The sequence below is a fragment of the Achromobacter sp. AONIH1 genome (assembly GCF_002902905.1).
GTDB lineage: Bacteria > Pseudomonadota > Gammaproteobacteria > Burkholderiales > Burkholderiaceae_B > Achromobacter.
In genome coordinates this window covers 1,236,001-1,248,698 of sequence record NZ_CP026124.1, presented here as the reverse complement: position 1 = coordinate 1,248,698, position 12,698 = coordinate 1,236,001, and the positions used below count along the sequence as shown (strand labels likewise).

Here is a 12,698-nt window from a genome sequence, read left to right as displayed (position 1 = left end):
GATGCGGTACGCGGCAATAAAATAGGGGACATAAAAACCGGCGGCAGGCCGCCGCTCGCCAGTAGTCTGCACCGCCCGGCCCGGCCGCGATTGCCGTTTCTTGCGCTTATTGCTCGCGCGCCCGCGCGCGTAGCGCGCGATCGCAGTAGCATGTGATTTCCATGGGCACCGTCGCGTCGGCACCCGCCGATTTCTCCGTCTTCCGCACCCTGTCCGGCTCCACTGCGACGCTGGAGCGCGCGGCCACGCTCGGCGAGGGCCTGGCGATCTCGCAATGGTCGCGCAGCGCCCGCGAAACGCTGGGCTACGACATGCCCGGCCACCACACCCTGTCGCTATACCTGCGCGGCGGCGAAAAATCCTTCCGCGTCGGCCTGGACTCGCTGCATGGCGGCGCGGGCAAGTTCTGCGTGCTGCCCGCCGAGCATTACTCGCGCTGGAGCATGAACGACAACGTGCGTTTCCTGCATCTGTACATCGCGCCGGAGCGCCTGGCCCGCGAAGCCGTCATGCGGCTGGACTGCGAGCCGCGCTCGCTGGAACTGCGCGACCGCACCTATATCCACGACGACTCGCTGACCGACGTATGCCGCTCGCTGCTGGGCACGGACTGGAGCCGCCCCGACGAACGGCTGGCGGCCAGCAGCGCCGCCGAGACCGTGCTGCACCAGCTGCTGCACCAGGGCGTGTCGCGCAAGACGCCGCAACCCGCGCGCGGCGGCCTGGCCCCCGCCGTGCGCCGGCGCGTCATGGACTACGTGGACGCGCACCTGGACGCCCCGCTCACGTTGGCTGAGCTGGCTGGCGTGGCGGCGCTGTCCACCTATCACTTCGCACGCATGTTCCATACCTCCTTCGGCGAACCGCCGCACGCCTGGGTGCGCGCGCGCCGGATCGAGCGCGCCAAGGCCCTGCTGGCCGCCGGCAAGAGCGACCTGGCCGGCATCGCGCAGGCCAGCGGGTTCGGCAGCGCCAGCCATCTGTCGCGGGTCTTCCGCGACGCAGCCGGCGTCACGCCGGGCCAGTACCGCGGCGCCCGCGCCGGACGCTGAGCCGGCGCGCATCTCCCCTACAATGGGGCACCGCCCGCCGCGGCCCCGCGCCGCTGTGGCAACCTGGTCCGAACCTGCCCATGCCCCTGGACGACGCCTCCCGCCGCCCGCTGCGCGAGTACTGGCTCGCCGAGATCATCCGCCTGCGCGAAACCCATTGGGGCCCGCTCGAAGACGCCGAGGCCGTGCGCGCCGCGCGCCGCGCCGAGGGCGGCCTGCCGGACCGCATCCTGGTCCGCGCCCACCGGCTCGCCGAACGCGAACAACTGCCCGCCCAGCTCCAGGGCTGGACCCGCAGCGCCCTGGCCTTGCTGGCCGCGCTGTTCGCGCTGGCGCTGTTCTCCGGCATCGGCCTGGCCCTGGGCGCGCTGGGCGACGGCGCGCGGCCCGTCAACGTGCTGTGGGCGCTGGGCGCCCTGCTGGGCCTGCACGCGCTGACCTTCCTGCTGTGGCTGGCCAGCTTTCTCCTGCGACCCGCCGCCGCCACCGGCCTGGGACGGCTCTGGCTGTGGGTCACGCGCAAACTCGCGCGCGGGCCGGACACGGCGCTGGCGCCCCAGGCCCTGCTCAACCTGCTGGCGCGCGCCGGCGCGCTGCGCTGGCTGTTCGGCTCGATCAGCCACCTGCTCTGGCTGACCGGGTTGTGCGCCGCGCTGGCGACGCTGTTGACGGTGCTGTCCACCGCCAGCTACCGCTTCATCTGGGCCACCACGCTGCTCGCGCCGGACACCTTCGTCTGGCTGACCCAGGCGATCGGCTGGCTGCCGGGCCTGGCGGGCTTCCCGCTGCCCGACGCCGCCACGGTGCTCGCCAGCGACGGCGTCCAGACCTTGCCGGCCGCCGCCCAGGTGCAATGGTCGCTATGGCTGATCGGCGTGGTGGTGGTCTATGGCGTGCTGCCCCGGCTGGCCGCCGCGCTGCTGTGCCTGGTCGTGCTGCGGCGCAGGCTCGCCGGCCTGCGCATCGACCCCGCGCTGCCCGGCCACGCCGCGCTGCGCGACCGGCTGGAACCCTCCGTGGTCTCCACCGGCCTGGACCGCCCCGTCGACCCGCTGCACGAGCCGCGCCTGTCCGCGCCGGCGCCTGCCGGGCTGGACGGCCGTCCGGTGCTGCTGGCGCTGGAACTGCCCACCGACCTGCCCTGGCCGCCGGCCACGACGCCCGCCGGCATCCAGATCGCCGGCCGGCTCGACACGCGCGAGGAACGCCGCCGCATCCTCGACGCGCTGGCCGACGCCGCCGCCTCGCGCCTCCTGATCGCCTGCGACGCCCGCCAGACGCCGGACCGGGGCACGCTCACGCTGATCGCCGAACTGGCCGCGCACGCGCAGCAGACGCGCGTCTGGCTGCTGCTGCCCGCGCACGAGGATGGTCCGGCGCGCGCGCCGCTGTGGCGCGCGCAGCTCGCGGCGCTGGGCCTGCCCGCGCAGGCCGTGCTGGCGGCATCCGCCAACGCGCTGGACTGGCTGGAGACCGGACATGGCTGATTCCCTGATCCGCATCGCCGTGGTGGGACACACCAACACCGGCAAGACCTCGCTGCTGCGCACGCTGACGCGCGACACGCGCTTCGGCGAAGTCGCCGACAGCCCGGGCACCACGCGCCACGTCGAAGGCGCGCGCCTGCGCATCGAGGGCGGCGACGCGCTGGAATGGTTCGACACGCCCGGCATGGAAGACAGCATCTCGCTGCTGGAATACCTGGAGCGGCTGGAGGCGCCCGGCGAACGGCTGGACGGACCGGCGCGCGTGCGCCGCTTCCTGGACACGCCGGAAGCTCACGGCCGCTACGAACAGGAAGCGCGCGTGCTGGCCAAGATGCTGGACTGCGACGCGGCGCTCTACGTCATCGACGCGCGCGACCCGGTGCTGGGCAAGCACCGCGACGAACTCGACATCCTGGCCGCCTGCGGCCGGCCCTTGCTGCCAGTGCTGAACTTCGTCAACGCGCCGCAGCATCGCGCCGCCGACTGGCGCGCGGCGCTGGCCCGGCTGGGGCTGCACGCGGTGGTGGAATTCGACACGGTGGCGCCCGCGCTGGATGGCGAGCGGCAGCTGTACGCCCGACTCGCCGTGCTGCTGGACCGCCACGCCGCCGCGCTGACGCGCCTGTCCGACGCGCTCGCGCGGCAGCGCCAGGAGCGCCGCGCCGCCGCCTTCGAGCTGCTGGCCGACCTGCTGATCGACGTGGCCGCGCTGCGCCTGTCCAGCCCCAATGACGCCGACGCGCTGGCGGCGGCGGCCGAACGCCTGCGCGCGTTGGCGCGCCAGCGCGAACAGGCCTGCGTCACCGCGCTGCTGGCGCTGTACAACTTCCGGCCTTCCGATATCGACGCCGATGCGCTGCCGCTGCAGGGCGAGCGCTGGGGCATGGACCTGTTCCATCCTCAGGCGCTCAAGGACATGGGCATACAACTGGGCATGGGCGCGGCCGCCGGCGCCATGGCCGGCGCGGCGGTGGACCTGTTCAGCGCCGGCCTGAGCCTGGGCACGGGCATGCTGATCGGCGCGGCCGCGGGTGGGCTGTGGCAGGGCGTGGAAAAGCTCGGCAAGCGCGTGGCGGGCAAGCTGCGCGGCTGGCGCGAGATCAGCGTGGACGACGCCGTGCTGCGCCTCCTGGCGCTGCGCCAGCGCGAGCTGATCGCCGCGCTCGAACATCGCGGCCATGCGGCGCGCACGCCCATCCGGATCGTCCCGCATGATGGCGAGGACCTGCGCAAGGGCGCCTTGCCCGCCGCGCTGAAAGAAGCGCGCAGCCGGCCCGAATGGTCGGCGCTGGGCCAGGCGCATGAAGACAGCGAACGCCGCAAGCTCATGCTGCGCGAGCTGGCGCGCACGCTGTCCGCGGACGCGCCCGCGACCTCTTGACAGCCGCCGCCCGCCTGGCGCTCAGGCACCATTCATGCGCCCTGGCAAGCACGTACTATCCCCAATCCAAACCGATTGACGCTTAAAAGAATGGCTCTATAAGATGCCTTCTGCATGGGCGTGGGTCCGTCCCCCTCATGACTATGAATCACAAAATGGGGTTGGGTGCATCGTGAAGCCGAAGTCCTGCGCAGTGATAGTCATCAAGGCTCCCGCCGGCCGACGCGCATGCCGCGCCGCGTGGCGTCCATTCCCCGATTCCGTCTCGTCGTAAGCAGCAACGCCATGCCCCGGACTCCTCCAGGGGTCGGGGCCCATTCCTCTGCCGCGCGATCCGCGCACCACACGGAGCATCAGGGCTATGCGTACTTTCCCCGCTTTCAAACAGGCTGCGCTGACGGCGGCCCTGGTCGCCTCGCTGGCCTTCAGCGCCGGCGCCGCGGCCAAGACCTTCCACTGGTCGTACCAGGGCGATGCCTCGTCCATGGACCCGATGGCGCTGAACGAGACCTTCACGCTGGGCTTCCAGGGCAACATCTACGAAACGCTGGCCGGCTACGACGGCGAGCTGAAGCTGACGCCGCTGCTGGCCGAAAGCTGGGAAAACCCCGAGCCCACCAAATGGATCTTCAAGCTGCGCAAGGGCGTGAAATTCCACGACGGTTCGCCCTTCACCGCCGATGACGTGATCTTCACATGGAAGCGCAGCCTGACGCCCGGCTCCGACATGAAGGGCTACGGCGCCAAGGCGTCGGACATCAAGAAGATCGACGACTACACCGTCGAAGTCACCACGCCCGCGCCCAACCCCATCCTGCCGCGCGAATGGGCCTTCCTGTACATCATGAGCAAGACGTGGTCCGAGAAGAACAAGACCACCGAGGCCACCAACATCAAGGGCGACAACCAGGGCAACTACGCCAACCTGCACGCCAACGGCACCGGCCCCTTCATGCTGGCCGAGCGCCAGCCCGACGTGAAGACCGTGCTCAAGCGCTATGACGGCTACTGGAACAAGAACATCAAGACCAATATCGACGAGGTCATCTTCCAACCCATCACGCAGGAAGCCACGCGCGTGGCCGCGCTGATCTCGGGCGAGATGGACCTGGTGCAGCCGGTGCCGGTGCAGGACTGGAAGCGCCTGGAAGACGCCAAGGGCGTCAAGCCGCTGACCGCGCCCGAGGCCCGCGCCATCTTCATCGGCATGGACCAGAGCCGCGACGAGCTGCTGTTCTCGGACGTGAAGGGCAAGAACCCCTTCAAGGATCCGAAGGTGCGCGAGGCCGTGGTGCTGGCCGTGGACACCAAGATCATCAACGACAAGATCATGCGCGGCGCGGCCAAGCCGCTGGGCTCGCTGGTCGCCACCTCGATCAACGGCTATGACGAGTCCTACGGCGCGCCGTACAAGCCGGATCCCGAGCGCGCCAAGAAGCTGCTGGCCGAGGCCGGCTATCCCAAGGGCTTCTCCGTCACCATGGACTGCCCCAACGATCGCTACGTCAACGACGAAAAGATCTGCCAGGCCGTGGCCGGCATGCTGACGCGCGTGGGCATCAAGGTCAACCTGCTGGCGCAGACCAAGTCCAAGTACTTCGGCAAGATCCTGCTGCAGGCTGGCAACCAGACCAGCATGTACATGCTCGGCTGGACGCCCAGCTCCACCGACGCGCACAACGCGCTGCTGAACCTGGCCGGCTGCCGCGACGCCAAGACCGCCTCGGGCCAGTTCAACCTGGGCGGCTATTGCAACAAGAAGGTCGACGAGCTGATCACCCAGATCGGCACCGAGACCGACCAGGCCAAGCGCAACGCGATGATCAAGGAAGCCTTCGGCATCGTGCGCGCCGAGTACGGCTACCTGCCGCTGCACCAGCAGCCCATGTCCTGGGGCGTGAAGGACAACATCAAGGTCATCCAGCGCGCCGACGACGTGCTCGACCTGCGCGACGTCGTGCTGCCCTGATCCCGGGCGCAGCCTTTGCCGGGCGGCCTCGACCGCCCGGATCGCGATACGGCCGCCCCCGCCGCCGGCTTTCTTGAGGGCCACACCCCATGCTTTCCTTCATCGCGCAACGACTCTTCCAGTCGCTGCTGGTCATGCTCACCGTGGCGCTGATCGCCTTCGCCATGTTCCGCTACGTGGGCGACCCCCTGGCCACCATGGTGGGCCAGGACACCACGGCGGAACAACGTGAACAACTGCGCGAGCAGCTGGGCCTGAACGATCCCTTCGTGGTGCAGTACGCGCGCTTCGTGGCCAACGCCGCGCGCGGCGATTTCGGCACCTCGTACCGCCACCGCCGCCCCGTCAGCGAACTGCTGGAAGAACGCCTGCCCGCCACGCTGGAACTGTCCTTCGTGTCCGCCGTCATGGCGCTGGCGCTGGGCATTCCCATGGGCATCTACACCGCGCTCAAGCGCCACGGCGTGCTGTCCAAGGCCTTCATGGCCATCTCGCTGGCCGGCATCTCGCTGCCCACCTTCCTGATCGGGATCCTGCTGATCCTGTTCTTCGGCGTGCAGTTGCGCTGGCTGCCCAGCTTCGGGCGCGGCGATGTGGTCGGACTGGGCTGGTGGACTACGGGCTTCCTGACCAAGTCCGGCCTGCTGGCGCTGATCATGCCCGCCATCACGCTGGCGCTGTTCCAGATGACGCTGATCATGCGGCTGGTGCGCGCCGAGATGCTTGAGGTGCTGCGCGCCGACTTCATCAAGTTCGCGCGCGCCCGCGGCCTGCCGGAGCGGCTGATCAATTTCCGCCATGCGCTCAAGAACACCATGGTGCCGGTCATCACCATCACCGGCCTGCAGCTGGGCTCCATCATCGCCTTCGCCATCATCACCGAGACCGTGTTCCAGTGGCCCGGCATGGGCCTGCTGTTCATCCAGGCCATCAGCACGGTGGACATCCCCGTCATGGCGGCCTACCTGGTGCTGATCGCATTCATGTTCGTGGTCATCAACCTGATCGTCGACCTGCTGTATTTCGCGGTGGATCCGCGCCTGCGCGTGCAGAGCAAGTAAGGCACCTTCCAGGACGAACGTAAAGGAATCCGCATGACCGCCCGCATCGCCCCCTTCTTCGCGCGCGCCGCCGACAGCGACCTCTGGTACAGCTTCAAGCGCTCGCCCGCCGCCGTCATCGGCGCCCTCGTCACGCTGCTGATCGTGCTCGGCGCGGTGTTCGCGCCGCTGATCGCGCCGCAGAATCCCTTCGACCCGGGCCAGGTGCTCATCATCGACGCCAATACGCCGCCGTCCTGGGAAGAGGGCGGCAGCGCGGCCTTCGTGCTCGGCACCGACGACCAGGGCCGCGACATCTTCTCGGCCCTGCTCTACGGCTCGCGCGTGTCGCTGCTGGTGGGCCTGGCCTCGGTCGCGTTCTCGATGGTGCTGGGCGTCACGCTGGGCCTGATCAGCGGCTACGCGGGCGGACGCGTGGACAGCTTCATCATGCGCATCGCCGACGTGCAGCTGTCCTTTCCCGCCATCCTGGTGGCGCTGCTGATCGACGGCGTGGCGCGCGGGCTGCTGCCGCGCGACATGCACGACGAGCTGGCGATGTACGTATTGATCTTCGCCATCGGCACCTCCGGCTGGGTGCAGTACGCGCGCACCGTGCGCGGCTCCACGCTGGTCGAGCGCAACAAGGAATACGTGCAGGCCGCCCGCCTGATCGGCATCGGCCCCGTCACCATCCTGCGCCGCCACATCCTGCCCAACGTGATGGGGCCGGTGCTGGTCATCGCCACCATCCACCTGGCCGTGGCCATCATCACCGAGGCCACGCTGTCCTTCCTGGGCGTGGGCGTGCCGCCGACCGCGCCGTCGCTGGGCACCTTGATCCGCATCGGCAACAGCTACCTGTTCTCGGGCATGTGGTGGATCTCCATCTTCCCCGGCATCGTGCTGGTGGCGCTGGTGCTGTCCGTCAACCTGCTGGGCGACTGGCTGCGCGACGCGCTCAATCCGAAGCTGCGCTGAGAACATCATGGCCCTGTTGAACATCGACGACATCCGCATCGAATTTCCCAGCCGCCGCGGCACCATGGTGGCGGTGGACGGCGTGTCCCTGAGCCTGGAGAAAGGCGAGATCCTGGGCGTGGTGGGCGAATCCGGCGCCGGCAAGTCCACCATCGGCAACGCCGTGATCGGCCTGCTGGAAGCGCCCGGCCGGCTGGCCGGCGGCCAGGTGTTGCTCAACGGCGAACGCATCGACACGCTGACGCCGGCGCAGCAGCGCCGCGTGCGCGGCCGGCGCATCGGCATGATCTTCCAGGATCCGCTGACCTCGCTGGATCCGCTGCAGACCGTGGAAAGCCAGCTGGTGGAAACCATGCAGGTGCACCTGGACCTGTCCCAGGCCGAGGCCGCCAAGCGCGCCGTGCAATTGCTGGCGCAGGTCGGCATCGACAAGCCCGAATTGCGCGCCAAGCAGTATCCGCACCAGTTCTCCGGCGGCATGCGGCAGCGCGTGGTGATCGCGCTGGCGTTGTGCTGCGAGCCGGAAGTCATCATCGCCGACGAGCCGACCACGGCGCTGGACGTGTCCATCCAGGCGCAGATCCTGGAGCTGCTGCGCAAGCTGTGCCGCGAAGAGCAGGTCGGCATGATCATCATCACGCACGACATGGGCGTGATCGCCGACGTGACCGACCGCGTGGCGGTGCTGTATCGCGGCAAGCTGGTCGAAGAGGGCGCCACCGCCAAGATCCTGGGCGACCCCGATCATCCCTACACCCGCAGCCTGATCTCGGCCGTGCCCCGGCCCGACATCAAGCTCAAGCGCTTTCCGCTGGTCACCTACATCGAGGACGTGAAGACGCCGGCGCAGCCGCTGGACATCGCCACCCACTGGCTGGGCCAGCGGCGCGACTTCGGCGGGCGCGGCGACGGTCCGCTGGTCGACGTGCGCGGCCTGGGCATGCGCTTCGTGCTCAAGAACGCGTTCCTGAAACGCAACCAGCGCACGCTGGACGCGGTCAAGAACGTCGGCTTCGCCATCGGCGAGGGCGAGGTCTTCGGCCTGGTGGGCGAATCCGGTTCGGGCAAGTCCACGGTCGCGCGGCTGATCTCCGGGCTATATACGCCGTCGGCCGGATCGGTGCACTTCGGCGGCACCGACCTGACCGCGCTCAAGGGCGAGAAGCAGCTCAATCCCTTCCGCCGCCAGATCCAGATGATCTTCCAGGATCCGTATTCCTCGCTGAATCCGCGCATGCGCGTGCTGGACATCATCGCCGAGCCCATCCGCTTCCACCGGCTGGCCGACAGCGAGGCGCAGGCGCGTCGCATCGTCGCCGACCTGCTCGATGTGGTGGGCCTGGGCGAGCGCGCGGCCCAGCGCTATCCGCACGAATTCTCCGGCGGCCAGCGCCAGCGCATCTGCATCGCGCGCGCCCTGGCCACGCGTCCGCGCTTCCTGATCTGCGACGAGCCCACCTCGGCGCTGGACGTGTCCATCCAGGCGCAGATCCTGAACCTGCTCAAGGACCTGCAGGAACAGCTCGGCCTGACCATGCTGTTCATCAGCCACGACCTGCCCGTGATCCGCCAGATGTGCGACCGCGTCGGCGTGATGCGCCATGGCGAACTGCTGGAAGTGGCGGACACGGAAACCCTGTTCGATCGCCCGCAACACCCTTACAGCCAACACCTGCTGGGCCTGATGCCGCGCCTGCAATCCATGTCCCGCGAGGGGCTGGACGTGGCCGGCTAGGGCCGCATGCACAGAACCAAGGAACGAGACATGAGCACCTCGCAGCAAACCCTGTTCATCGGCGGCCTGGTATTCGATGGATTGGGCAAGACCCTGGCCGGACACGGCGTGCTGGTGCAGGACGGCCGCATCGCGCGCGTGGCGCCGGCGGCCGAGTTCGAAGGCTATGCCGGCCGCAAGGTCGACACCGCCGGCATGACGCTGATGCCCAGCCTGGCGGACTGTCACGTGCACCTGGTCTACACCGGCGGCCCCGACCCCAACGCGCAGATGAACAAGCAGGGCCCGGCGCAGATCACGCTGACCGCGCTGGAGAATGCGCAGGCCAGCCTGCGTGGCGGCGTCACCGCGCTGCGAGACTGCGGCGGCAAGGACTACCTGGAATTCGGCGTGCGCGACGCCATCGCGCGCGGCGTCTTCCCCGGTCCGGCGATCAGGGCGTCCGGCCGCATCATCTGCATGACCGGCGGCCACGGCAACCGCATCGGCCGCGTGGCCGACGGCTGCGAGGAAGTGGTGAAGGCCGTGCGCGAGCAGGTCCACGCCGGCTGCGACCTGGTGAAGATCATGGCCACCGGCGGCGTCATGACGCCGGGCGTCAGCCCCATGGACGCGCACTACAGCTTCGCCGAGATGAAGGCCGGCGTGCACGAGGCCAAGCGCTTTCGCAAGAGCACGGCCAGCCATGCGCAGGGCACGGAGGGCATCCTGAACGCCGTGCGCGCCGGCATCGACTCCATCGAGCACGGCATCTTCATGGACGAGGAATGCCTGCGCGAAATGCTGGAGGCCCGGACCTACCTGGTGCCCACCATCGCCGCCGTGCGCAACATCGTGGCCAATGCCGACAACGGCATTCCCGCCTACGCGGTGGAAAAGGCCCGCGCCGTCGAGCAGCGCCACCGCGAGTCCATCCAGATGTACTACAAGGCCGGCGGCCGCATCGCCATGGGCACCGACGCGGGCACGCCGTTCAACCTGCATGGCGAGAACGCCATGGAGCTGGCCTACATGGTCGAGTTCGGCATGACGCCGGTGGACGCGCTGGTCGCGGGCACCTCGCGCGGGCACGACCTGATGGGCATGGATGGGCACGGCGCCATCCAGGACGGCAACGCCGCCGACCTGCTGCTGGTGCAAGGCGACCCGACCGAGGACATCATGAAGGCGGCCGACAAGCGCTTCCATGTGGCGGTGCTGCAGGGCGGCGTGGTCCAGGCGGGCGCGCTGCCCGGATAAGGTCCGCCCCGATGCGCCACGCTGGCGGGCGCCAATGAAAAACGGGCCGATGCGCGCAAGGCGCATCAGCCCGTAATATTGCGACGCCGGCCTCGCGGGGCCGGCAGGGCGCGCTTAGCGCTTGCCCATGAAGCCACCCATGGCCATCATCAGGAACTGTTCCAGCGGCATCTTCTTGCCGTTGAAATCGACCTGACCGTCGGCGTAGTTCAGGTAGGAAACGACGTTGTCGTTCTCGACCTTGGCCAGGCCCATGGCGCCCGCCATGGTGCCGACCATGTCGGCCTGGCCCTTGGCGGTCTTGAGGGCCTGGTCGGCCGGCGCGCCGTCCTGCTGGGCCTTGAAGGCCATCAGGTCGGCCAGGCTGGCCTTGGACAGCACGACCTTGGCGTCCAGCTTGCGCACGGTCTGCATGGCCACGTCCGGGAAGGGCGCGTCCAGCGATGCCGGCTTGGCCAGGTTCAGATCCAGGTTGAAGGTCGACGCGCCGTTGGCGGTGCGCAGTTGCAGCGGCGCCACCGACAGGCTGGGGTTGCCGGCCAGCAGCAGCTGGACGTTGTCCTTCAGGATCTGCTGCTCTTCGGGCGTGAACTGCGGCGTCTTTTCCTCGCCGCCGCTCTGCAGCATGCGATGCGAGGCCTTTTCATAGACTTCGTTCAGGGCCTTGAGCGCCTTGGGATCCAGGTTCTTCATGTCCAGCGCGAACTTGACGCCGGTGACGTCCTGGTTCTGCACATTGATCATGCCGAAGTCGAGCACGGCCTTGGCGTTGACGCCGGCGTCGGCCTCGCTCGTGTCGATGGCCATCGAGGTGTCCTTGACGATCACGGGCGGCTGGGTGGCCGAGTTGATCGTCAGGGCCTTGAAGCCGATCTTCTGGCTGCCCATGTACATGTCGCTCTTGCCCGGCGCGCCGTTGCCGGCGATCGTCAGGCCCTGCAGCGCCATGCTGGTGATATCGCTGTCGTCGGACTTGCCGGCGATGACCAGGCTGTCCGACTGCGCGTTGAAGACGGCGTGCTTGGTGCCGGTGTTGACCTCGATATCGCCCTTCATGCCCGAGAACTTCAGGCTGTTCGCATCCTTGGCGAATTCGACGGCGGCCAGGTCGAACTTGCCGTCGACATTCTTGCCATAGCTGACGCTGTACGAGCCCGACAGCGGCACCGAGCCCTTGGCGGCGGCGAACCATTCCTTGACCGAAGGCGTTTCCACGAGCTGGAAGCGGCTGGCGACCATGGCCGGAGCCAGCTTGCCACGGCTCAGGTTCGACAGCGGGAAGGGGCCGTGGTCCAGGTATTCGACGAACTCGATCTCGCCGTCATGGCCGGGCTTGCCGTCCTTGGCCGGGATCGAGAACTTGACGCGAAAGCGCTCGGTCGACGAGAACACGCCGCGCTCGAACGAGATCAGCTCGATCGAGGGCGTGATGCCGGTGCGCTCGCCGAGCTTCTGCAGATCGACGTTGCCATCCTGAATCAGTTGCTTGACGAAGGTTTCGGCCTTCTTGCCCGTGTACCAGGCAGAACCGGTCCAAACCGCGCCCAGCGCCACGACGATGCCTGCAATTGCCGCCTTTTTCATAGCAATCCTTATTTTCAAATGGATGAAAGCGCACGGATTATAGGGAGTGTGACCTAGGGAATGTACTTATTTCGTAGATAGGTCGTGCAATTTGTTACCTGGTTATACCAGGACACCCCGGCGCGCCCATGCCCGGCTGCCACATCGGCTACAATCCCGCCGTGCGCTTTGCCAATCTGCGCACGTTCGCCGGGCCCTTCGCCGCCTGGCTTCGCCCTGCAAGGGCGCTT

9 protein-coding genes are annotated in these 12,698 nt (G+C 68.4%); 8 read left to right on the top strand and 1 reads right to left on the bottom strand.

The window, feature by feature from the left end; all coding sequences use genetic code 11:
• Positions 1 to 161 precede the first annotated feature (161 nt).
• The 8 genes from C2U31_RS05755 (at position 162) to C2U31_RS05720 (ending at position 10,884) form a co-directional block, all read left to right on the top strand.
• On the top strand, positions 162 to 1,052 hold the full coding sequence (locus C2U31_RS05755) for a helix-turn-helix domain-containing protein (protein WP_103271964.1): 891 nt from the start codon (positions 162 to 164) through the stop codon (positions 1,050 to 1,052).
• A gap of 80 nt (positions 1,053 to 1,132) precedes the next feature.
• Entirely contained in the window at positions 1,133 to 2,539 is a 1,407-nt protein-coding gene (locus tag C2U31_RS05750) for a DUF2868 domain-containing protein (protein WP_103271963.1), read from the top strand.
• A complete protein-coding gene (locus C2U31_RS05745; RefSeq protein ID WP_103271962.1) occupies positions 2,532 to 3,920 on the top strand; it encodes a GTPase/DUF3482 domain-containing protein in 1,389 nt (462 codons plus the stop codon). Before C2U31_RS05750 ends, C2U31_RS05745 begins: the two co-directional genes overlap by 8 nt.
• A 361-nt stretch (positions 3,921 to 4,281) precedes the next feature.
• Positions 4,282 to 5,889: an ABC transporter substrate-binding protein gene (locus tag C2U31_RS05740; RefSeq protein ID WP_103271961.1), complete on the top strand. Its 1,608-nt coding sequence runs from the start codon at positions 4,282 to 4,284 to the stop codon at positions 5,887 to 5,889.
• Between the two features lie 89 nt (positions 5,890 to 5,978).
• Positions 5,979 to 6,950: an ABC transporter permease gene (locus C2U31_RS05735; RefSeq protein ID WP_103271960.1), complete on the top strand. Its 972-nt coding sequence runs from the start codon at positions 5,979 to 5,981 to the stop codon at positions 6,948 to 6,950.
• 33 nt (positions 6,951 to 6,983) lie between these two features.
• Positions 6,984 to 7,910, top strand: a complete 927-nt coding sequence (locus tag C2U31_RS05730; RefSeq protein WP_103271959.1) for an ABC transporter permease — start codon at positions 6,984 to 6,986, stop codon at positions 7,908 to 7,910.
• Between the two features lie 7 nt (positions 7,911 to 7,917).
• A complete protein-coding gene (locus C2U31_RS05725) occupies positions 7,918 to 9,645 on the top strand; it encodes an ABC transporter ATP-binding protein (RefSeq protein ID WP_103271958.1) in 1,728 nt (575 codons plus the stop codon).
• A gap of 30 nt (positions 9,646 to 9,675) precedes the next feature.
• Positions 9,676 to 10,884 carry an amidohydrolase family protein gene (locus C2U31_RS05720; RefSeq protein WP_103271957.1) on the top strand — a complete coding sequence of 403 codons (1,209 nt, stop codon included), beginning with the start codon at positions 9,676 to 9,678 and terminating at the stop codon, positions 10,882 to 10,884.
• A gap of 114 nt (positions 10,885 to 10,998) precedes the next feature.
• Here the strand turns inward: C2U31_RS05720 and C2U31_RS05715 are convergent, their stop codons facing one another.
• Positions 10,999 to 12,468: a YdgA family protein gene (locus C2U31_RS05715; protein WP_103271956.1), complete on the bottom strand. Its 1,470-nt coding sequence runs from the start codon at positions 12,466 to 12,468 to the stop codon at positions 10,999 to 11,001.
• Positions 12,469 to 12,698: the final 230 nt, after the last annotated feature.